This window comes from Pantoea sp. AN62, assembly GCF_050432985.1.
In the GTDB taxonomy this organism is placed as follows: Bacteria; Pseudomonadota; Gammaproteobacteria; order Enterobacterales; family Enterobacteriaceae; genus Pantoea; species Pantoea brenneri.
In genome coordinates this window covers 23,723-45,380 of sequence record NZ_JBNPYB010000010.1, presented here as the reverse complement: position 1 = coordinate 45,380, position 21,658 = coordinate 23,723, and the positions used below count along the sequence as shown (strand labels likewise).

Genomic DNA, 21,658 nt, shown 5'->3' with positions numbered 1-21,658 from the left:
GTGAAGGAATAAGTATGTTAAGCATTAAAGATTTACAGGTAAGTGTTGAAGATAAAGCCATTCTGCGTGGTCTGAACCTCGAAATTAAACCGGGTGAAGTCCATGCCATTATGGGCCCGAACGGCTCAGGTAAAAGTACGCTTTCTGCCACGCTGGCCGGACGTGAAGACTATGAAGTGACCGGCGGTTCGGTGACCTTCAAAGGCAAAGATCTGCTGGAGCTGGCGCCGGAAGAGCGTGCCGGTGAAGGTATCTTTATGGCCTTCCAGTATCCGGTTGAGATCCCTGGCGTGAGCAACCAGTTCTTCCTGCAAACCTCCGTTAACGCGGTGCGTAAATATCGTCAGCAGGAAGAGCTGGACCGTTTCGATTTCCAGGACTTTATCGAAGATAAAATTCACCTGCTGAAGATGCCGGAAGATCTGCTGACCCGTTCAGTAAACGTGGGCTTCTCCGGTGGTGAGAAGAAGCGTAACGACATTCTGCAGATGGCGGCGCTGGAGCCGGAACTCTGTATCCTCGATGAAACCGATTCCGGACTGGACATCGATGCGCTGAAAATTGTGGCCAATGGCGTTAACAGCCTGCGCGATGAGAAGCGTGCCTTCATCATCGTTACCCACTACCAGCGTATTCTGGATTACATCAAGCCAGACTTCGTACACGTTCTTTATCAGGGCAAAATCGTGAAATCTGGCGACTTCTCGCTGGTGAAACAGCTGGAGGAGCAAGGTTATGGCTGGCTTACCGACGAAGAGTGATTCTGCGCTGCAACAGTGGCATCACCTGTTTGAATCGCGCGGCGACCTGCGTTCGCTGCAGGCACAGCAGCACTGGCAGCAACTGATGCGGATCGGCTTGCCTACCCGCAAGCATGAGAACTGGAAATACACCTCGCTGGATACCTTGCTGGCGCAACAGTTTGTGCTGCCGCAGGCACCGCAAACGCTGAGCGCTGAGCAGGTCGATGCGCTGGCTCTGCCACTGGATGCGGTGCGTCTGGTTTATGTTGATGGCCAGTTCCAGCCTGCACTCAGCAGCCGCGACAGCGATCTGTTTGAGATTCAGCACAGCGTAGCGGCTGAACGTCGCCCACTGCCGGCCGCCGTGCAGCCGGAAGTCTTCCTGCACCTGACCGAGAGTCTGGCGGAAGAGGTGACCTTCCTGCGTCTGGCGCGCGGCAAGTCGGCGGCCCGTCCGCTTTATCTGCTGCACATCACCAGCGGCCAGCAGAACGGGATGAACACGGTTCATCATCGTCATCATCTGCAGCTGGATGAGAGCGCTGAAGCAGAAGTGATTGAGCATTACGTTTCGCTGGATGGCAGTGCGCACTTCACCGGTGCCCGCTTTACCTTTGCCGTCGGCGACAATGCAAAACTGACCCACACCAAACTGGCGTTTGAAAGCAGCGAAAGTTATCACTTCGCACATAACGACCTGGTGATCGGCAGCGATGCGCAGGTCAGCAGCACCAGCTTCCTGCTGGGTGCGGGCCTGAGCCGTCATAACACCAGTACTCAGCTGAACGGTGAAAACACCCAACTGGCGGTGAACAGCCTGGTGCTGCCGGTGCGTCAGGAAGTGGCGGATACCCGTACTTACCTTGAGCACAATAAAGGCTACTGCCTGAGCCGCCAGATGCATAAAACCATCGTGCGCGATAAAGGCCGTGCGGTGTTTAATGGTCACATCAAAGTGGCGAAGCATGCGCTGAAAACCGATGGACAGATGACCAACAACAACCTGTTGCTGGGACGTCTGGCCGAAGTGGATACCAAACCGCAGCTGGAAATCTATGCGGATGACGTTAAGTGCAGCCACGGCGCCACCATCGGTCGCATCGATGATGAGCAGATGTTCTATCTGCGCTCGCGCGGTATTGAGCAGGATGCTGCCCAGACCATGATCATTCATGCCTTTGCTGCGGAACTGACCGAAGCACTGGAGAATGAGGTATTGCGTCAGGCAGTGCTGCAGCGTATCGCTGAGCGCTTTCCTGGAGGCGACTCATGATGAGCTTCGATCTCGAACGCATCAGGGAAGATTTTCCGATCCTGAAGCGTGAGGTCAACGGTCATCCGCTGGCCTATCTTGATAGTGCGGCCAGCGCACAACGTCCGCTGTCGGTAATCAACGCCGAAAGCCATTTTTACCAGCACGGCTATGCGGCCGTGCATCGTGGTATCCATACGCTCAGCCAGCAGGCGACCAGCGACATGGAGAACGTGCGCGATCAGGCGGCCCGTTTTCTGAATGCGGCCACGCAGGAAGAGATCGTGTTCGTCAAAGGCACCACTGAAGGCATCAATCTGGTGGCCAACAGCTGGGGCGGTGCTAACCTCCAGCCGGGCGATAACCTGATCATCACTGAGATGGAGCATCACGCTAACATCGTGCCGTGGCAGATGGTGGCACAGCGTACCGGTGCTGAAATTCGGGTTCTGCCGCTGAACGATAATGGCGAGCTGGCACTGGAGCAACTGGCGGGACTGATCGACAGCCGTACCCGGTTGCTGGCGGTGACGCACGTTTCTAACGTTCTCGGCACGGTCAACCCGGTGAAAGCGATCGTCGCACAGGCGAAAGCCGCGGGCGTGGTGACGCTGATTGATGGCGCGCAGGCGGTGATGCACGACAAAGTGAACGTGCAGGATATCGGCTGCGACTTCTACGTCTTCTCCAGCCACAAGCTGTACGGCCCGAACGGCGTCGGCATTCTCTATGGGCGTAAAGCGCTGCTTGATGAGATGCCGCCGTGGGAAGGGGGTGGATCGATGATCGACCGCGTACTGCTGCCAACCGGCACCACCTGGAACAGCGCACCCTGGCGTTTTGAAGCCGGTACGCCGAACACCGGCGGGATTATCGGCTTTGGCGCAGCGCTGGCCTACGTCGAGGCGCTGGGACTGGATACCATTCATCAGCGCGAAACGGCACTGATGAATTATGCGCTCGATAAGCTGGCCTCGGTACCGGACATCCGGATTTACGGCCCGCAGTCACGCGCCGGGGTGATCGCCTTCAACCTGGGCAAGCACCACGCATTTGACGTTGGCAGTTTCCTCGATCAGTACGGCATTGCGATCCGCACCGGTCACCACTGTGCGATGCCGCTGATGCACCATTACAATGTGCCTGCCATGTGTCGCGCCTCCTTCACCTTCTACAACAGCGAAGAGGAAGTGGATCGTCTGGCGGCCGGACTGACACGTATTCATCGTCTGCTGGGCGGCTGAACAGTTTTAACGGAGTGACAGATGGCGAACTTGCCAGAAAAAGAGAAACTGGTTCGTAACTTCAACCGTTGCGCCAACTGGGAAGAGAAGTATCTCTACATCATTGAGCTGGGTGCAAAACTTCCGGAATCATCCGAAAGCTTGCACCAGCCAGAGAATGCTATTTCAGGTTGTCAGAGCCAGGTATGGATCAGGATGACGCCGCAGGAAGATGGCACCATTGCGTTTGAAGGCGACAGCGATGCTGCTATTGTTAAGGGCTTGATTGCCATCGTGTTTAGCCTTTATCAGAATCTGCCGCCGGCCGAAATCGTGGCGCTGGATGTGCGCCACTGGTTCGGTGAACTGGCACTGATGCAGCACCTGACGCCGACCCGGTCGCAGGGGCTGGAAGCGATGATTCGGTCTATTCGCCATACCGCTCAGAACCTCAGCTAAGCTACACTCGACAGACGCCATCCGGCGTCTGTTTTTTTATCTGACGAGAAAATTGCATGAAACCTGCTTTACGTTTAGCCGGTGCATTGCTGCTGACCTGTTTTGGGCTCTCTGCACCCGCATTTGCCACGGAATACCCGCTGCCACCACCTGACAGTCGCCTGATTGGCGAAAACGTCCTGACCCAGGTTCCTGACGACAAACGCCCACTGGAAGAGATTGCGGCTCGCTATCAGGTTGGCCTGCTTAGCCTGCTGGAAGCCAATCCAGGCACCGATCCCTGGCTGCCGAAAGCCGGAACACAACTCACCGTCCCGCTGCAGATGCTGCTGCCTGATACCCCGCGAGAAGGCATTGTAGTGAATCTGGCCGAGCTGCGGCTCTACTACTATCCCAAAGGCGAAGACAAGGTCATCGTCTATCCGATCGGTATTGGTCAGCTGGGGGCGGCAACCCCGGTGATGGTGACCCAAATCAGCCAGAAAATTCCTAACCCGACCTGGACGCCAACTCAGAATATTCGCAAGCGCTATGCCAAAGAGGGCATCACGCTGCCCGCGGTGGTGCCTGCCGGGCCGGATAACCCGATGGGGCTGTTTGCAATGCGCCTGGCGCGCGGTAGCGGCCAGTATCTGATTCATGGCACCAATGCGAAGTTCGGTATTGGTATGCGCGTCAGCTCAGGCTGTATTCGTTTGCGTTCAGAGGATATCGAAGCGCTGTTCAATTCGGTGCCGAAAGGTACGCGGGTGCAGATCATCAATCAGCCGGTGAAGTATGCGGTGGAACCGGATGGCAAACGCTACGTCGAGGTGCATCAGCCGTTATCGCACAACGATAAGGACGATCCACAAACCATGCCGTTAGCACTGAGTGGCGGGCTGAAGCAATTTATCAAAAGCGATAAGAGTGATAGCGCATTGATTAAAGCGAGCCTGACGCGCCGCTCAGGCATGCCGGTGCTGGTAAGCAGTGGTGAGCCGGTCCAGAGTGAAACAACGCCGCCTGCGGGGCTGGAGACGCCTTCATCGGCCTCTGCTGCGCCGGTTGATCGGGCTGAAGCCGAAACGGCCACGCCGTAAAGCCAGTTACGCGGGAAACCGCGTAAACGCAAAGCAAAAAAAATGGCGCCTTAAAGGCGCCATTTTTAAACCAGAACTCTTACTTACGGTAAGAGTGAGCCTGGTTGTCCAGACGCTGGTTAGCGCGAGCTGCGTCATCTTTAGCAGCCTGAACGTCTGAACGCACTGCGTTCACGTCGTTGCTCAGTTGGTCAACTTTAGCGTTCAGAGTCTGAACGTCAGAAGACAGCTGGTCGATTTTAGCGTTGCTTGAGCAACCAGCCAGCAGAGTTGAACCCAGGATTACCGCGCCCAGTACCAGTTTAGTACGATTCATTATTTATACCCTCTAGATTGAGTTAATCTCCATGTAGCGTTACAAGTATTACACAAAGCTTTTTAAGTTGAGAATAAATTTTTGATGAGAAGATGCTTAAATTTGATCGTTCGCTCAAAGAAGCAGCGGATCGCAGAAGATGATAAAAAAATTTAGCGAAAACAGAGAGATTTAATCGGATTAACCTTAATATAAAGTGAAATTGAATAGTTATTTTCGATTGGAATTTTCCGACATTTGTATTAAGTACAAATAAAAAAAGCGCCCGTGAAAGGCGCTTCTAAATAAATGGTGAAAATAGTTTTACAGGACGTGTACTGAGGCGGTGTTGGTAGTTCCGCTTGGTACTAATGCACCTGACACCAGCACCACCACGTCACCTTTCTGACCATAGCCACTTTCCAGTGCCGCTTCTTTACCCAGACGATAGAAATCGTCGGTAGAAGCGATCTCGGTTACCAGACGGGTCTCAATCCCTTTACTCAGGATCAGCTGACGCGCGGTAGTGGCATTGGTGGTCAGCGCCAGGATAGTGGCGTTCGGGAAGTACTTACGTACTGCCTTAGCTGACTTACCGCCTTCAGTCGCGACCACAATCAGTGGGGCTTCCAGTTTCTCAGCGGTTTCAACTGCACCACGGCAGACCGCTTCGGTGATACGCAGCTTGCGGGTGTCGTTCTGGCTATCGATGCGGGACTTCATCACGCGGTCGGTACGCTCACAGATAGTGGCCATGATGGTCACTGACTCAAGCGGGTATTTCCCTTTGGCGCTTTCACCTGACAGCATAACCGCATCAGTACCGTCGAGGATGGCGTTTGCCACGTCGCCCGCTTCAGCACGGGTAGGGCGTGGGTTTTTGATCATCGAGTCAAGCATCTGAGTAGCGGTAATCACCACTTTGCGCGCTTTGTTACACTTCTTGATCATCATCTTCTGCGCGAAGATTACTTCTTCAACCGGGATTTCAACGCCCAGGTCGCCACGCGCAACCATGATGCCGTCTGATGCTTCGAGAATTTCGTCGAAGTTATTCAGGCCTTCCTGGTTCTCAATTTTAGAGATGATCTGGATGTGCTCACCGCCGTGCTGCTTCAGGTGCTCACGAATTTCCAGCACGTCTGAACGCTTACGGATGAACGACGCAGCAACGAAATCGACGCCTTGCTCACAACCGAAGATCAGGTCGCGCTTGTCTTTTTCTGCCAGCGCTGGCAACTGGATAGAAACGCCTGGCAGGTTAACGCCTTTGTTTTCACCGAGGTCGCCATTGTTCAGCACTTTACACACCACGGTGTTTTCGGTGACTTCAGTCACTTCCATACCGATCAGGCCATCGTCGACCAGCACGGTGTTACCGATTTTCAGGTCAGCAGTAAAGCCAGGATAGGTCACCGCAACGCGCTCGCTGTTGCCGATCACGCTCTGGTCGGTGGTGAAGGTAAAAGTCTGACCCGCTTTCAGCGGCGCATCATTTCCACCTTCCAGTTTCATGGTGCGGATTTCAGGGCCTTTGGTGTCCAGCAGGATAGCCGCCTGACGACCGGTTTTTTCCATCACGGCACGCATGTTGGTGATGCGCTGGCCGTGCTCGGCGTAGTCGCCGTGGGAGAAGTTAAGACGCATAACATTCATGCCGGCTTCAAGCAGCTGAGTCAGCATCTCTTCTGATTCGGTTTTCGGGCCGATAGTACAAACGATCTTAGTCTTTTTCATGACGGGTTATCTGTAAGTTGTGATGGATGATAAAGGGCGAAATCCGATGGCAATGCATCGAAGTGAGAATTCTGTTTGAAATCGAAACGGGCTATACAGAGTAAGAATAGGTGACGAAGGCCAGGCGTGCAGGGAAGTTGTGCGGTTACGGTTGGTAACCACCTTCTGAGTGTTGCGCAAATTATCTGAGTTATCGCAATAGGCACGTGATCGCTGAAACCTTTCAAGTGGACAACGCGGCACAGTATAGTCGCTAAGTATGCGAAAACCAATCGAAAAGCAGTTCCGGAAAAGATGTAGATCAATAAAAGGGGGATTTGCGCAAGCGGGAGAAATTCTGAAAGTGGTGCGTTCTAATGGACTCGAACCATCGACCCCCACCATGTCAAGGTGGTGCTCTAACCAACTGAGCTAAGAACGCTTACAGGAAATGGTGCGTCCGAGTGGACTCGAACCACCGACCCCCACCATGTCAAGGTGGTGCTCTAACCAACTGAGCTACGGACGCACTTGGTGCGCTCTAATGGACTCGAACCATCGACCCCCACCATGTCAAGGTGGTGCTCTAACCAACTGAGCTAAGAGCGCAACACGCTGTCTGGGCGACAGCGGGGACGAATATTAACGGCAGCCGATGAGGCTGGCAAGGGGAAAAATGGTTTTTTCACCGTGACTGAACAGCAACTGTGCTATGCGTCGTTTTTTTAGGCGTCGCGGGCCTTTTACCGCCCGCTCAACCGGTTAGCGCGCAGCGCGCGTCAGGATCACCTCGGCAGGTGACTGTTGCAGGCGCCTGATCCGCCAAATCATCATTACCGCCGCAGACGTCAGGCCGACAATGAAGCCGCACCAGAAGCCTGCCGGCCCCATCCGCGGCACCAGCCAGTCGGTCAGCGCCAGTAAATAACCGGCCGGCAGGCCCAGCAGCCAGTAGGCGATAAAGGTGATAAAGAAGATCGAGCGGGTATCTTTATAGCCGCGCAAAATACCGCTGCCAATCACCTGTATCGAGTCAGAGAACTGATAGATGGCCGCCAGCAACATCAACTGCGCCGCCAGCGTCACCACTTCCGGGTTGTCGTTATACAGCAGGGCGATCTGATGCCGGAAGGTCACGGTAAACAGCGCGGTCAGCGCGGCCATGCTGATGCCGACGCCCTGGGCAGTCCAGGCGGCGACTTTGGCCTGCTCGGTTGACCCCTGACCCAGCCGATAGCCGACCCGGATAGTGGTTGCCACGCCCAGCGACAGCGGCAGAACGAACATCAGTGAACTGAAGTTCAGCGCGATCTGATGGCCGGCTACGTTAACAATACCCAGCGGCGACACCAGCAGTGCAACCACAGCAAACAGCGTGACTTCAAAGAACAGCGCCAGCGCTACCGGTAAGCCCAGCGTCATCAGACGGGTCAGAATCGGACGCGAAGGCGGTGACCAGCTGCTGGTCAGATGGATATCGCGCATGGTTCTCATCCGGCGTACCCAGAAGCGCATACAGATGAACATCACCCAGTAGACCGAGGCCGTTGCCACGCCACAGCCCACGCCGCCCAGCGCCGGCATGCCGAAATGGCCATAAATAAAGATGTAGTTCAGCGGAATATTGACCATCAGGCCGAGAAAGCCCAGCACCATACCCGGCTTGGTTTTCGACAGGCCTTCACACTGATTACGCAGTACCTGGAAAAACAGATAACCCGGTGCGCCAAACAGCAGGGCATGCAGATAGCCTTCTGCTTTCAGCGCCAGCAGCGGATCGATGTCATGCATCGCCCGGATTAAGTAGCCGGCATGCCATAACAGCACCATAATCAGCAGCGAGACGAACAGGGCCAGCCAGTAACCCTGGCGAATTTGCTCGGCGATGCGTTCGCGGCGGCCAGAGCCGTTGAGTTGCGCAACCGTAGGCGTCAATGCAAGCAGAAGACCATGACCAAACAGGATGGCCGGAAGCCAGATAGAGGTGCCGACAGCGACGGCGGCCATATCCGTGGCGCTGACGGCGCCGGCCATAATGGTATCCACAAATCCCATTGCGGTTTGAGCCACCTGAGCAAGGATGACCGGAATCGCAAGGGCAAGCAATTGACGCGCTTCTGTTAAATACTTCTGCACGTTAACACCTGAATAGTTAAATGAAATAATGGCGGGGCAGGGAAGCCCCAGGAATTGCGTCAGCTAGTGTAACTGGCGATACCGGATTCGCCAATCTTTGTCACTGCATGCGTTTTGCTACGCTGTAAGGCTACGCCGCTGGCTGAAAGCTAACAGCGGACGTGAGCTGTGATAAACTAGCGCAAACTTCGCAGAGGCAAAGACTATGTTTACCGGTATTGTGCAGGGCACCGCAGAAATAGTGTCCATTGAAGAGAAAGAGCTGTTCCGTACTCACACCGTCAGGTTGCCGGAAGAATTATTGCCGGGCCTGGCACTGGGCGCATCGGTGGCACACAACGGCTGCTGCTTAACCGTGACGGCTATTGAGGGCGATCGGGTCAGCTTTGATTTAATAAAAGAGACCCTGCGCGTCACCAACCTGGGCGATTTACGCCAGGGGGATGTGGTCAATATTGAACGCGCCGCGAAATTCAGCGATGAAATAGGTGGACACCTGATGTCCGGTCATATTATGACCACCGCTGAAATCTGCAAAATTATCCAGTCGGAACATAACCGCGAAGTGTGGTTTAAGATCCAGGATCCGACCCAGATGAAATATATCCTGCACAAAGGCTTCGTCGGCATCGATGGGATAAGCCTGACGGTAGGGGATGTAACCCGTACCAAATTCTGCGTCTATCTGATCCCGGAAACGCTGGAGCGCACTACCCTGGGGGCCAAAACCTTTGGCGACCGGGTTAATATCGAGATTGATCCGCATACTCAGGCGATTGTCGACACTGTTGAGCGGGTATTAGCGCAGCGTGATGCGGCGGCGGCGATGAATATGCTGACCGGGCAACCGACGACAGAAAGCTAAAAAAGAAGGCGCATCAGCGCCTTTTTTAATGGTAAATCCGGTCCACGACTGCCTCAACGCGCCACGCGTAATCCGCCTTCCACGCCCCGACTGAAGACCACCTGCCATAACTGAATGTCACGTGCGCGGAATGCGCCAGCACAGGCATTAAGGTAGTAAGAGAACATACGCTTAAAGCGTTCACCGTAGCTATCCGCCAGCTGCGGCCAGGCCTGAATAAAGCGTTCATACCATGCCATCAGGGTCGTGTCGTAATCTGCGCCAAAGTTATGCCAGTCTTCCAGAATGAAATGCGGCTCACTGGCGTCAGCAATATGTCGTACCGAAGGCAGACAGCCATTCGGGAAAATATATTTATCGATCCACGGATCCACATTCATATCGGTTTTAATTGCACCGATTGTGTGCAGCAGGAAAATACCGTCTGGCTTTAAATTACGATCGACGACATCAAAATAGGTGGCGTAATTTTTAGGACCGACATGTTCAAACATTCCGACCGATACAATACGGTCAAACTGTTCATTCAGATCGCGATAGTCCTGTAATAGAATGGTGACGTCTAATCCTTCACAGCGCTGCTGCGCCAGTTTCTGCTGTTCAGCCGAAATGGTGACACCATGCACTTTAACGCCATAATGACGTGCGGCAAATTCTGCCAGTCCGCCCCAGCCGCAACCAATATCCAGCAGCGACATGCCCGGCTCCAGCGCTAATTTGCGGCAAATCATATCCAGCTTTGCTTCCTGCGCGGCGGCGAGCGTGGTGGCTTCCTTCCAGTAGCCACAGGAGTACTGCATATAAGGATCGAGCATCAGAGAAAACAAATCGTTTCCTAAATCATAATGCTCTTTACCGACAATCCAGGCGCGTTTTTTCGACTGGAGGTTGGTTAAGCGCGCCGCGGCAATACGCAGCGTATCTTTAAAATGATGTGGAAGTTGCTGGTCCAGTTTATGTTTGAGCACGTGGTGGAAGAATATATCCAGCCGATCGCATTCCCACCAGCCGTCCATATAACTTTCGCCCAGACCCAGCGATCCCTCCTGCAAAACACGTTTAAAGAAGTCAGGGTTTTTAACCTGAATATCCCAGCTACGTGAGCCATTAATTTCGATATCTGCTTTATCCAGCAGTTCATGAACGATGCGATACCAATGGTTTTCTTCGAGGCTCACTTCTTCTACATACGATGAACTCATAGCTTCTCCACCACCTGTCCAATCTTAACCTGAAAAAGAATAGTCAATTTCTTCAGGAATTGAGAAAAGTCACGGATGACTCCGTAAACCAGATATCTGGCGTGATACAGAGGATTAAAACGGTGCAAAACGATCCGGCGCGATAACCCTAACCTGCGCGCAGACGCCATCCCGGCAACCCGGTTGCCAATCAATGTGTAACGTTATTATGTTGTTGATTTGTTGCAGAATTATTGACCCGAATGAGTATATTCTCACGAGGGTCAATATTCAATGACTTATTGTTAGTTTGCTAACTAAAAAATCATTGCTTCAGTGATTATCCTGGCAGGCGGTAGAGGGGGTGGCAACATCAGATTGTGCGTTTGCAATACGCTGCATCACGAAGCCGAGCAGGGCAAGCAGGATAGTCAGCGCCATCATCAGGGTAGTGGTCAGCAGCGGCTGCGTCAGTCCGGCCGAGACGGCCAGGCTGGCGGCGAAGCATAATCCCAGTTGCAGAGTATTCTGCAATGCTGCCGCTTTACCGGTGGCGTCAGGGAAAGGCATCAGCGCAGCGGAAACCACGATCGGGTAGATGGCACCATTGGCCAGCGCCATGCCGCAGAACGGCAGCAGCAGGCTGACCAGCGTACTGTGGCCGGAAAGCGCAACCGCAAACAGCGCCAGAATGCTCAGGCTGTAGATCGCCAGCAGCCACGGCAGCAACTGTGCACCAGCAAAACGGTTGAGCAGGGCGCGGCAGCCGAAACCGCCAATCAGGAATGCAAAGGTTTGTGGCAGATAGCTCAGACCGATGTCGGCTGGCGTCAGGCCCAGATCGGCCAGAATAAACGGCGAGCCGGTCAGCCAGGCAAAAAAGCTGGCGGAACAGGCGGAGTAGATCAGCACGTTGCCACTGTAGACCCGCGACTTCAGCAGAGTGAAAAAGCCAGGCTGTGCGCCTTGCTGACCTTTGGCTTTACGGCTGGCCGGCAGACGCAGGGTAGTGAGGATCAAGGCCACGGCAATCAGCGTCAGCACCAGAAAAATAGACCGCCAGTGAAAATGGCTGATCAGCCAGGCGCCCAGCAACGGCGCCAGCGCTGGTGAGAGTGCCACCAGTGGCATAATGGTGGCGAACACCTTGTTGGCGCGCGCCGCCGGATAACGATCTACAACCAGCGCCTGCCAGCTAACGGCTGCGGCACAGACGCCGATCGCCTGAATAAAGCGCAGCGCCAGCATCAGATAGATATTATTGACCCACAGCATACCGGCGCAGCCGACGGCAAACAGCGCCAGTCCGGCCAGCAATACCGGCTTGCGGCCGATGCGATCTGACAGCGGTCCCCAGAACAGCTGACCGCAGGCAAAGCCCGCCAGGAACAGGCTCATACTGGCGCTGATCAGGCCGGGTGAGGTGTTAAAAGTTTGCTGCATCGCGCCGAAGGCGGGCAGGTACATATCGGTGGCTAAAAAGCCCAGCATGCTCAGCAGAGCGAGATAAGGCATAAATCCTTTTGTCGGTGACATCTGATTCTCATTTTGCAGGTTGAACGCGGCAGAGTGTAAAAGGTGCGTTTGCCGCTGTGAAACGCTAATATTTGCCGGTTGCTGTTAAAAAATTTGAAGGCAGATTATGTGGTCAGAATATGCATTAGAGGTGGTGGATGCGGTGGCGCGCGGTGGCAGCTTCAGCGCCGCGGCGCAGGAGCTGCATCGGGTGCCGTCTGCTATCAGCTATACCGTGCGTCAGCTGGAAACGTGGCTGGCGGTACCGCTGTTTGAGCGCCAGCATCGCGAGGTGGTATTAACCCCCGCTGGCGAGCATTTTGTCCGTGAAGGGCGCAGCGTTATCAAAAAAATGCTCGCCACCCGCCGCCAGTGTCAGCAGCTGGCTAACGGCTGGCGTGGACAGCTGAGTATTGCGGTCGACTGCATCGTCAAGCCGCAGCGCACCCGGCAGTTAGTCAAAGATTTTTACCGCCATTTCCCCGACATGGAGTTGCACATCAGTTATGAAGTGTTTAACGGCGTCTGGGATGCGCTGGCGGATGATCGGGTTGAAGTGGCCATCGGCGCCACTCAGGCGATACCGGTCGGCGGACGCTTTGCCTTTCGCGACATGGGGACGCTCAACTGGCGCTGCGTGGTGGCGAACCACCATCCGCTGACTGGCGTGAGTCAGATTGATGACGACACCCTGCGCAGCTGGCCGTCGCTGGTGCTGGAAGATACCTCACGCGCGCTGCCACGCCGGATGACGTGGACGCTCGACAATCAGCGTCGTCTGGTGGTGCCGGAATGGCAGACCGGCCTGGATTGCGTGCTGGCGGGATTGTGTGTGGCGATGGTGCCGGGGCATCTGGCGCGGCCATTACTGGACAGCGGAGCGCTGGTGGAGCTGACGTTGCCGGTTGCATTTCCGGACAGCCCCTGTTGCGTAAGCTGGGCGGAAGATCGCGCATCACCGGCGACTGGCTGGTTACTCAGCTATCTGGGTGATGCGCAAACGCTTAATCAGGAGTGGTTAAGCGAAGATTAACGGCGATAGTCGCGGAACGGACCGTCAGCCACGGAACGACGTTCAATCAGCGTCGGATGCACTTCGATGGTCTGAGAAACCTCTCGTTTACTGGTGATGCGGTCAAGCAGCATCTCCAGCGCTTTCTCACCCAGTTGTGCTTTTGGCTGATGCACGGTAGTCAGCGCAGGCGCGAAGTAGCGCGCGTTGCGCACATTGTCATATCCGATCACCGAAATGTCCTGCGGCACCCGCAAACCCATCTCATCGGCGGCGCAAATCGCGCCCATCGCCATGATATCACCACCGCAGAACACCGCGGTCGGGCGCTGTTTCTGCGACAGGATCTGCTGCATCGCCTGATAGCCTGATTCCGGTTCGAAGTCGCCCTGCACGATCCATTCGGCACGCGGCTGAATGCCGGCTTCTTCCAGCGCCTTGAGGAAACCAGCATGACGTCCGCCGCCGGTGTTGCGCTCCATCTGACCGGGAATCGCGCCAATCTCACGGTGACCGCGCTCAATCAGATAACGTCCGGCCAGATAGCCGCCCTGAAACGCATTATCCAGCACCGTGTCGGTGAAGTCGGCGCGTGACTCGCCCCAGTCCATCACCACCATCGGGATATTACGATTTTCTTCCAGCATCTTCAGCAGATCGTCCGGATACTCAGAACACATCACCAGCAAACCATCGACGCGCTTCTGCGCCATCATGCTGAGATAGGCTCGCTGCTTTTGCAGGTCGTTATGCGCATTGCCCAGAATCAGGGTGTAACCTTTGTCGAAGCAGTGATTCTCCACCGCCTCAATAATTTCAGCAAAGTAGGGCGCTTCGCTCGAGGTTGCCAGCAGGCCCAGCGTTTTGGTGTGATTCACTTTCAGGCTGCGCGCTACGGCGCTCGGCGAATAGTGCAGTTCCTGAATCGCCTGCCAGACGGCGTTGCGCGTCTCTTCAGCGACAAAACGCGTTTTGTTGATGACGTGCGAAACGGTGGTCGTTGAGACGCCGGCGCGTTTTGCCACATCTTTAATTGTTGCCATTAAAATCGGACTCCAGGGCTTATCTAACGCAATGATAAGCATAATGTTAAACGTTTGCGTCTGCTCAGGGTTTTCTCCGCAATTATGCAGCTTTTCTGGCCGGTAAACAGGCGTCTGGCGGGTAATGAGCGCCTGAAAAGGAGAGCAAACGGAACCGGGGCTGCGCGCGTTGCGCAACAAAGGCAGGATTCTAACAAGGCTGGACGGATAAAACGAGATTTTTACCGGCCCGTATGGGAAAATGGCTTATCCCTACAAAATGTGTGACTAAGGAGCGGTAAATGAGTACAGATTTGAAACTGGCCCTGATGACTACCGTCGGCTGTCTGCTGATGATTGTCGCCTTTAGCTTTACAGCTGTGCTGCACTAATGAAAAAGCCGGGCATCGCCCGGCTTTTCTCTGTCTGGTTAATCGCGTAGCGAATCCGCTTAACGAATGGTTTTCGGCGTCATCACCCGACGCGCGCCGATGTAGTGGCGCTGCCAGTAATCTTCACCCAGCGCACTGATCTGAATATCTTTGCCGGTGCGTGGCGACTGAATAAATTTGCCGTTGCCGAGATAAACCCCAACGTGATCGGCGGTGCCGCGACCATTAATCCGGAAGAAGACTAAATCGCCTTTCTCCAGCGACTCACGTTTTACCGGCGCGGCGTCGCGCAGGTGGTACATCTCATTGGCGGTACGCGGGATCTTAAATTTAACCAGATCTTTATAGGCGTACCACACCAGACCGCTGCAGTCGAAACCGGTGTGCGGTGAGGTGCCGCCCCACTGATAGGGTTTACCCAGCTGGCCCATCAACTTGGTCATCGCCGTCTCGCGCGCCTTCTGGTAGCGCTGGCGATGTGACTTGCTCATTTTAATGGTGCCGGTGTCACCGCTGTCATTGCTGCTGGCGTCAGCCGTTTTAAGCAGACGCTGATGGCCGTAGCGTTTCTTACTGGCGGTTTTGAGCAGGGTTTTGCTTTTCTTTGCGGGAAGATGACTGGCGGTGAGTTCGCTTTTTTTCTGTTTTTTGAGTTTGAGCTTCTGGACCGGGCTGACGCGTGTTTTCTTCGCCGACGTTTTCAACGGGCGACGCTTGCGGCGCTCATCTTCGCGCGCACTCTTTTTCTCTGCTTTATGCGAACTGACATTCACCGGCGCCTGCGGGGAAGCAGAAGCGATGTTGAAGAACAGTTGCGCAAAGGCAAGGATGAAAAGCGTAATGATTAAACGCATAGTCCGGTTTTAGTTAAGTTGTCAGGGCCACTACGCACCGCGACAAAGTTGGGAAAAATCTGATCCAGGATCAGCGCCGAAGCCATTCTAGTCCAGTTCACCTGAAAACCGTAACGCCTTTTTTTATTAATCTTTCGGCCTCGCCCGTTTGCGCTGAAAATGAGCATTTTCAGCGTCTTATATCTACAAAACTATTGCAAATTATTAATATGTTACTTGTAGTTAATAATCGGGAGTTAACAGGGCCGAAAAGAGGACTTAACAAACATGGCGATTTAATCGGGCAACCCCCAAAATCTCGTTTTCAGTCCTGGTGCGAAGTCGCTACAATAAACAAACACGAAGTGACGAATTAAGGAAGGCAATTATGAGTACTGTAGAAAAAATTCAGCGCCAGATCGCAGAAAACCCGATCCTGCTGTACATGAAAGGTTCCCCGAAACTGCCAAGCTGCGGTTTCTCTGCGCAGGCGGTACAGGCGCTGTCAGCCTGCGGTGAGCGTTTTGCTTACGTGGATATTCTGCAGAACCCAGACATTCGTGCAGAGCTGCCGAAATATGCCAACTGGCCAACCTTCCCGCAGCTGTGGATTGATGGCGAACTGGTCGGCGGATGTGACATCATCGTCGAGATGTTCCAGCGCGGTGAACTGCAGTCGCTGATTAAAGAGACCGCAGAGAAGTTTAAAGAAGCGGAATAAAACAAAAAGGCCGACATCGCGTCGGCCTTTTTCATTGCAGATTCTTCAGTCAGCGCTCGCGGCTGCTTCGCCTTCGGCGAAGGGCAGGGGCCAGCCACCCAGCCGTTTCCAGCGATTCACCAGTTCACAGAACAAAATAGCGGTCTGCTGAGTATCATACAGCGCCGAGTGTGCCTGGGTGCTGTCAAACGCCATACCCGCGGCTTTACACGCCTTCGCCAGCACGGTCTGTCCGAGCACCAGTCCGCTCAGCGCCGCGGTATCAAAGGTGGCAAACGGGTGGAAAGGATTGCGCTTCAGACTGGCACGCTCGGCGGCCGCGTTCATGAAGTTCAGATCAAACGTCGCATTATGCGCGACCATAATGGCGCGATTGCAGCCGGTATCCTTAATGCCTTTACGCACCATCTTAAAGATGGCGTGCAGCGCCTCATATTCACTCACTGCGCCGCGCAGCGGATTGCTGGGATCGATACCGGTGAACGCCAGCGCTTCAGGATGCAGTAGCGATCCAACAAACGGTTCAACGTGAAAATGCAGCGTCTGGTCGAGATGGATCCAGCCCTCATCATCCATTTTCAGCGTGGTAGCGGCAATCTCCAGCAGCGCGTCAGTCTGCGCGTTGAAGCCGGCGGTTTCGACGTCGATGACCACCGGATAGAAGCCACGGAAACGTTGATTGAGTGCATTGGGGGAATTCGATTCAGACATCAGGATCTCATTGCAGAAAAAGGGCAGCGCGCATTATGGCAAAAATCTGGCCCGGGTGCAGCAGATGAAGAGGAGCAGAAGAGGTCAGCCCACCCGACAGGGCAGGCTGAAGAGCAGGCTTAGTTGCCCAGGCCGTGACCGGCGTGTTTGTTCTCGATCAGTTCGATTTTATAACCATCGGGATCTTCAACAAAGGCGATGATGGTTGAGCCACCTTTCACTGGACCCGCTTCACGAGTAACGTTGCCGCCATCGTTACGGATACGTTCGCAGGCTGCAGCAACGTCGTCGACGCCCAGCGCGATGTGACCGTAAGCGTTACCGAGGTCATACTTATCAACGCCCCAGTTGTAGGTCAGTTCGATCACTGCGCCTTCGCTCTCTTCGGTATAGCCAACAAACGCCAGCGTATACTTATATTCGGTATTTTCACTCTGACGCAGCACGCGCATGCCCAGCACGCGAGTATAGAAGTCGATTGAGCGTTGCAGATCGCCAACGCGCAGCATGGTATGAAGTAAACGCATAACATCCTCTTTAATAATCAAAACGCCATCGCCGGATGACACAAGCGCTAAGTATAGCGATCAAAATCGCCAATGAATAATGGCTGCCATCATCCCGGATGGCAGCCCGCTCTCTTACAGCGTTGGGTAATCGATATAGCCTTCAGCACCGCCGCCGTAGAAGCTCTCCGGACGCTGCGGGTTGAGTGGCGCATCCTGCTGCAGGCGCTCCACCAGATCCGGGTTGGCGATGTAATCGCGACCAAACGCGACCGCGTCGATCAGACCACGCGCAATCAGGTCGTCCGCTTTCTCAACGGTGTAGGCACCCGCGCCGATGATTGCGCCAGGGAACAGGTTACGAACTTTCTCACGGAACGCGTCGCTGTATGGCTTACCGCCGGCCCAGTCAGGCTCGGAGAGGTGCAGATAGGCGATATTGCGCTTCGCCAGTTCACCGATGTACCACAGCGCCGCTTCTTCTTCATCCGGACCGTTATCCAGATTCTGGAAGCTGCCGATCGGCGATACGCGGATACCAATCCGGTCGGCTGACCAGTTAGCGATCACGGCATCAACCACTTCCAGTGCAAAACGGCCACGTTTTTCAATGCTGCCGCCATATTCGTCGGTACGCTGGTTAGAGCCCGGTGCGAGGAACTGATGGATCAGATAACCGTGCGCCGAGTGCAGTTCCAGCAGGTCGAAATCAGCTTCACGGGCATTGGCTGCCGCCTGACCGAAATCGACCACGATCTGCTGAATTTCGGCCACTGTCAGTTCACGTGGCAACGAGGTGTCTTCGCGATAAACGCTGCCGTCAGCGGCACGCAGCGAGGTGCGGGTGCCAGCGGCGATAGCGGAGGGCGCAACCGGTGCTTTACCGTCTGGCTGCACGCTGTTATGTGAGATGCGGCCGGTGTGCCACAGCTGCACGGCAGTGTGTCCGCCAGCCTGATGAACGCCTTCGTTAATCGCTTTCCACGCCGCAATCTGCGGTTGAGTATGCAAGCCTGGTGCACCAGCATAGCCTTTCGCCTGGAAAGAGACCTGGGTGGCTTCGGTAATGATCAAACCGGCACTGGCGCGCTGGCGGTAATATTCGCCCATCATCGGGGTAGGAATATCGCCTGGCTCAATACTGCGCAGACGGGTCAACGGCGCCATAAAAACGCGGTTTGGCACGGTAATCGCGCCGACTTTCAGCGGACGAAACAGCTGGGTACTCGCCATATTAGCTCCTGATTAGTAGACCAGTCGTCTACAAACACTCTTTTTAAAAATCAGTGGATTTTCAGCCACTGTTCGATGGTACGTAATGCCAGACGCAGCGGCTGCGGCTCGCGGGAAATCTTGCTCTGTAAACTGGCACCCAGCCACAGCAGTGACAGCAACTCAGCCATCTGTTCCGGAGGGTGCGGTAACGACAGCGACTCCTGCTGCGCAGCGGCGCTCAGCGTGCGCGCATAGAGGGCAGTAATTTTTGCCGCACCCTGTTGCAGCGCATCGCGCATCGGTTCAGAGAGATCGCAGACCTCAGCGGAAACCTTCACGCCGAGACAACCCACGATGTGCCCCTGCTGAGTGAACAGCTGCTCTGCCGCCCGGAAATGGTTAAGCAGACGCTCGCGCGGCGTACCGTCGGGCTGATTCAGCTGTAACTCAACATCCTGCAGGAATCGCGCAAAATAGCGCTCCAGCAACGCCACGCCAAAGGTCTCTTTGGAACGGAAGTAATAGTAGAAAGAGCCTTTCGGCACTTCCGCCTGGGTCAGCAGTTCGCTGAGGCCCATTCCGGTAAAACCGCGTTGCAGACAGATCTGCTCACCGATGCGGAGCAGGTGTTCGCGGGTTTCATTGCGTTGTTGCGTCTTGTTCATGGCCATCAGGTTAGTAGACCAGTCGGTCTAATGCAATGCCAGTCGCTCCCATTTGGCACAGAGTGTTCAGTGTATTGGGGTTATTAAAGAGAAATTGGGTGAGTTTATGCTTATTTGTTGCACAAACCGGCTAAGATCTCTTCAATAGACTGTTTCACTCTCTCAATCCGGAGTCGTGGTGGCCGAGCAGCTTGAATTTTTCCCGGTTCCCAGTCCCTGTCGTGGCATCTGCCAGAGCGATGCCCGCGGCTATTGTCTGGGATGTTTACGCAGCCGTGATGAGCGGTTCAACTGGATGCGCTTTAGCGATTCGCAAAAGCGTGAGGTGTTGCGTCTCTGTTATCAGCGTCGTCTGCGCCTGCAGCGGCAACAGAATAAAGAGGAGCCGCTTGATCCACATCAGCCGAGCTTGTTCTGACGGTCTCTCGCTTTCCGTTATACTCTCTGACACATTTATTGCAGCCATCGTGCCACAGGGAGATCGTTATGTTACAACCGCAAGCCATCGCGTCGCAGGGTCCGGTTTTTTCACCGTTGATTATGGGTTACTGGCGGCTGATGGAGTGGGGCATGTCGCCGCAACAGCGGGTGGCGTTTATTGAACACCATCTGAGCCTCGGCATTACCACCGTCGACCACGCGGATATCTACGGCGATTATCAGTGCGAAGCCGCATTTGGCGAGGCGCTGAAGCTGGCACCGGGCCTGCGTGAGCGCCTCCAGATCGTCACCAAATGCGGCATTGCTACCCGCGCCCGCCCTGAGCATCAGATCGGTCATTACAACACCGGTAAAGCCCATATCCTGCAAAGTGCTGAAAATTCACTGCGCCACTTTGGTACCGATCGCCTCGACCTGCTGCTGATCCACCGTCCCGATCCGCTGATGGATGCCGATGAAGTCGCCGAAGCCTTTATGTCTCTGCACCAGAGCGGAAAAGTGCTGCACGTCGGCGTGTCCAACTTCACCCCGGCACAGTTTGCGCTGCTGCAGTCACGTCTGCCGTTTTCGCTGGTCACTAATCAGCTGGAGATCTCGCCGGTACAACAAAATCTGCTGCTGGATGGCACGCTGGATCAGTGCCAGCAGTTACGTTTCCGGCCGATGGCCTGGTCCTGTCTTGGCGGTGGCCGGCTGTTTAACGATCCTCATTATCAGCCGCTGCGTGACGAGCTGGAGGTCATTCGTCAGGAAACCGGTGCCAGCAGCCTCGAGCAGGTGGTGTATGCGTGGATAATGATGCTGCCGAGTAAACCGCTGCCGATTATTGGTTCAGGTAAAACGGCGCGCGTCAGCGAAGCGGCGGCGGCGGTAAACTTATCGCTGACGCGTCAGCAATGGTTCCGCATCCGTAAGGCGGCGTTAGGCTTTGATGTGCCCTGAAGCGTAAAACTGCGTCAATCTTCGGCAGAATAGCGCAACCGGTACCAGGCTTATGCCTTACCCTGGTACCTCAAAGGAGTCACAATGAAACTCAAAGCAGTTGCGCTATCAGCCCTTCTTGCCTGCGGTGCGGCCTCGGCGGCCAGCGAGCAGGTTACCCTCCATCAGGTTACGGCGGAGGGGATTGGCAAATCGCTCGGTAGCGTGACGATTGAAGAGACGCAGTATGGCTTACAGTTCACCCCGGACCTGAAAGGGCTGCAGCCGGGCATTCACGGTTTCCATGTGCATGCGAAGGGCAGCTGTGAGCCGGGTGAATCACAGGGGAAAGTGGTGGCGGCCGGTGCGGCAGGAGGACATTTTGATCCGGCCAACAGCGGCAAACATCTCGGTCCCTATGCCGACGGACATGCTGGCGATCTGCCGGCGCTGTATATCGATGACAAAGGCAACGCCGGCTACCCGGTACTGGCACCGCGCCTCAAATCACTGAGCGAGATTAAGGGGAAAGCGCTAATGGTGCATGTCGGCGGCGATAACCATGCCGATCATCCTCAACCGCTGGGCGGCGGCGGCGCGCGCTTTGCCTGCGGTGTTATCTGAGTTTTGGGGCGGTGAAAGCCTGCCGCCCGCTTTTCTTCCCGCCTGTTTATGAATTGTTGTACCATCCCGCAGATTTCCCCCCTATGATATTGATTCAGGTAAGAAAGCGCGAAGGGTCAAGGAGCAGG

23 protein-coding genes and 3 tRNA genes are annotated in these 21,658 nt (G+C 54.9%); 12 read left to right on the top strand and 14 right to left on the bottom strand.

Annotation, left to right across the window (positions count from 1 at the left end):
- The first annotated feature begins 14 nt into the window (after positions 1–14).
- From sufC to FHW04_RS12980, 5 genes are read left to right on the top strand one after another with little or no spacing between them, the layout of a single operon-like run.
- Positions 15–761 carry a Fe-S cluster assembly ATPase SufC gene (gene sufC / locus FHW04_RS13000; protein WP_031375706.1) on the top strand — a complete coding sequence of 249 codons (747 nt, stop codon included), beginning with the start codon at positions 15–17 and terminating at the stop codon, positions 759–761.
- On the top strand, positions 736–2,016 hold the full coding sequence (gene sufD / locus FHW04_RS12995; protein WP_031375707.1) for a Fe-S cluster assembly protein SufD: 1,281 nt from the start codon (positions 736–738) through the stop codon (positions 2,014–2,016). The genes sufC and sufD overlap by 26 nt, the downstream gene beginning before the upstream one ends.
- Complete coding sequence (gene sufS, locus FHW04_RS12990) at positions 2,016–3,239, top strand: cysteine desulfurase SufS (protein WP_089561263.1); 1,224 nt, start codon at positions 2,016–2,018, stop codon at positions 3,237–3,239. Before sufD ends, sufS begins: the two co-directional genes overlap by 1 nt.
- A 21-nt stretch (positions 3,240–3,260) precedes the next feature.
- Positions 3,261–3,677, top strand: a complete 417-nt coding sequence (gene sufE / locus FHW04_RS12985; RefSeq protein ID WP_031375709.1) for a cysteine desulfuration protein SufE — start codon at positions 3,261–3,263, stop codon at positions 3,675–3,677.
- Positions 3,678–3,733: 56 nt separating this feature from the next.
- The gene (locus tag FHW04_RS12980) at positions 3,734–4,759 is read left to right on the top strand and encodes a L,D-transpeptidase family protein (RefSeq protein ID WP_089561248.1); all 1,026 of its coding nucleotides are present in this window, start codon (positions 3,734–3,736) and stop codon (positions 4,757–4,759) included.
- A gap of 79 nt (positions 4,760–4,838) precedes the next feature.
- On the opposite strand, the gene FHW04_RS12975 is transcribed toward FHW04_RS12980, so the two are convergent.
- From FHW04_RS12975 to FHW04_RS12950, 6 genes are all read right to left on the bottom strand, one after another.
- On the bottom strand, positions 4,839–5,075 hold the full coding sequence (locus FHW04_RS12975; RefSeq protein ID WP_006118977.1) for a major outer membrane lipoprotein: 237 nt from the start codon (positions 5,073–5,075) through the stop codon (positions 4,839–4,841).
- 303 nt (positions 5,076–5,378) lie between these two features.
- Positions 5,379–6,791, bottom strand: a complete 1,413-nt coding sequence (gene pykF, locus FHW04_RS12970) for a pyruvate kinase PykF (protein WP_031375710.1) — start codon at positions 6,789–6,791, stop codon at positions 5,379–5,381.
- A gap of 344 nt (positions 6,792–7,135) precedes the next feature.
- A tRNA-Val gene (locus FHW04_RS12965) sits at positions 7,136–7,212 on the bottom strand.
- A gap of 10 nt (positions 7,213–7,222) precedes the next feature.
- Positions 7,223–7,299, bottom strand: a tRNA-Val gene (locus FHW04_RS12960).
- A gap of 3 nt (positions 7,300–7,302) precedes the next feature.
- Positions 7,303–7,379 (bottom strand) — tRNA-Val (locus FHW04_RS12955).
- Positions 7,380–7,532: 153 nt separating this feature from the next.
- Positions 7,533–8,906, bottom strand: a complete 1,374-nt coding sequence (locus tag FHW04_RS12950) for an MATE family efflux transporter (RefSeq protein WP_031375711.1) — start codon at positions 8,904–8,906, stop codon at positions 7,533–7,535.
- 205 nt (positions 8,907–9,111) lie between these two features.
- On the opposite strand from FHW04_RS12950, the gene FHW04_RS12945 reads away from it, so the two are divergent.
- Positions 9,112–9,771 (top strand): riboflavin synthase, encoded by a 660-nt coding sequence (locus tag FHW04_RS12945; RefSeq protein ID WP_069728229.1) that lies wholly within the window; start codon positions 9,112–9,114, stop codon positions 9,769–9,771.
- Between the two features lie 53 nt (positions 9,772–9,824).
- On the opposite strand, the gene cfa is transcribed toward FHW04_RS12945, so the two are convergent.
- Together cfa and punC are read right to left on the bottom strand one after the other, a co-directional pair.
- Positions 9,825–10,973 (bottom strand): cyclopropane fatty acyl phospholipid synthase, encoded by a 1,149-nt coding sequence (gene cfa / locus FHW04_RS12940; RefSeq protein WP_031375712.1) that lies wholly within the window; start codon positions 10,971–10,973, stop codon positions 9,825–9,827.
- A 312-nt stretch (positions 10,974–11,285) separates the two neighbouring features.
- Positions 11,286–12,488: a purine nucleoside transporter PunC gene (gene punC / locus FHW04_RS12935; RefSeq protein ID WP_089561249.1), complete on the bottom strand. Its 1,203-nt coding sequence runs from the start codon at positions 12,486–12,488 to the stop codon at positions 11,286–11,288.
- A 106-nt stretch (positions 12,489–12,594) separates the two neighbouring features.
- Here punC and punR point away from each other — a divergent pair, with 106 nt between their 5' ends.
- The gene (gene punR / locus FHW04_RS12930; RefSeq protein WP_031375713.1) at positions 12,595–13,500 is read left to right on the top strand and encodes a DNA-binding transcriptional activator PunR; all 906 of its coding nucleotides are present in this window, start codon (positions 12,595–12,597) and stop codon (positions 13,498–13,500) included.
- Here punR and purR read toward each other — a convergent pair.
- Positions 13,497–14,522 (bottom strand): HTH-type transcriptional repressor PurR, encoded by a 1,026-nt coding sequence (gene purR, locus FHW04_RS12925; protein ID WP_031375714.1) that lies wholly within the window; start codon positions 14,520–14,522, stop codon positions 13,497–13,499. The genes punR and purR overlap by 4 nt on opposite strands.
- A gap of 281 nt (positions 14,523–14,803) precedes the next feature.
- On the opposite strand from purR, the gene FHW04_RS12920 reads away from it, so the two are divergent.
- Entirely contained in the window at positions 14,804–14,893 is a 90-nt protein-coding gene (locus tag FHW04_RS12920; protein WP_122983609.1) for a YnhF family membrane protein, read from the top strand.
- Between the two features lie 59 nt (positions 14,894–14,952).
- Here the strand turns inward: FHW04_RS12920 and FHW04_RS12915 are convergent, their stop codons facing one another.
- Positions 14,953–15,747, bottom strand: a complete 795-nt coding sequence (locus FHW04_RS12915; protein ID WP_031375715.1) for a C40 family peptidase — start codon at positions 15,745–15,747, stop codon at positions 14,953–14,955.
- A 364-nt stretch (positions 15,748–16,111) separates the two neighbouring features.
- On the opposite strand from FHW04_RS12915, the gene FHW04_RS12910 reads away from it, so the two are divergent.
- Positions 16,112–16,447, top strand: a complete 336-nt coding sequence (locus tag FHW04_RS12910; protein WP_176035873.1) for a Grx4 family monothiol glutaredoxin — start codon at positions 16,112–16,114, stop codon at positions 16,445–16,447.
- A 45-nt stretch (positions 16,448–16,492) separates the two neighbouring features.
- On the opposite strand, the gene rnt is transcribed toward FHW04_RS12910, so the two are convergent.
- The 4 genes from rnt to FHW04_RS12890 form a co-directional block, all read right to left on the bottom strand.
- Positions 16,493–17,158, bottom strand: coding sequence for a ribonuclease T (gene rnt, locus FHW04_RS12905; RefSeq protein WP_031375717.1), 666 nt, complete (start codon positions 17,156–17,158; stop codon positions 16,493–16,495).
- A 119-nt stretch (positions 17,159–17,277) separates the two neighbouring features.
- On the bottom strand, positions 17,278–17,685 hold the full coding sequence (gloA, locus tag FHW04_RS12900; protein WP_031375718.1) for a lactoylglutathione lyase: 408 nt from the start codon (positions 17,683–17,685) through the stop codon (positions 17,278–17,280).
- Between the two features lie 114 nt (positions 17,686–17,799).
- The gene (locus FHW04_RS12895) at positions 17,800–18,897 is read right to left on the bottom strand and encodes an alkene reductase (RefSeq protein ID WP_089561250.1); all 1,098 of its coding nucleotides are present in this window, start codon (positions 18,895–18,897) and stop codon (positions 17,800–17,802) included.
- 50 nt (positions 18,898–18,947) lie between these two features.
- Positions 18,948–19,544: a TetR/AcrR family transcriptional regulator gene (locus FHW04_RS12890; protein ID WP_031375719.1), complete on the bottom strand. Its 597-nt coding sequence runs from the start codon at positions 19,542–19,544 to the stop codon at positions 18,948–18,950.
- 178 nt (positions 19,545–19,722) lie between these two features.
- On the opposite strand from FHW04_RS12890, the gene FHW04_RS12885 reads away from it, so the two are divergent.
- The 3 genes from FHW04_RS12885 (at position 19,723) to sodC (ending at position 21,530) form a co-directional block, all read left to right on the top strand.
- Positions 19,723–19,962, top strand: a complete 240-nt coding sequence (locus tag FHW04_RS12885) for a DUF1289 domain-containing protein (protein WP_031375720.1) — start codon at positions 19,723–19,725, stop codon at positions 19,960–19,962.
- A gap of 68 nt (positions 19,963–20,030) precedes the next feature.
- A complete protein-coding gene (locus FHW04_RS12880; protein WP_089561251.1) occupies positions 20,031–20,927 on the top strand; it encodes an aldo/keto reductase in 897 nt (298 codons plus the stop codon).
- Positions 20,928–21,011: 84 nt separating this feature from the next.
- Positions 21,012–21,530 (top strand): superoxide dismutase family protein, encoded by a 519-nt coding sequence (sodC, locus tag FHW04_RS12875; RefSeq protein WP_089561252.1) that lies wholly within the window; start codon positions 21,012–21,014, stop codon positions 21,528–21,530.
- The last annotated feature ends 128 nt before the right edge of the window (positions 21,531–21,658 follow it).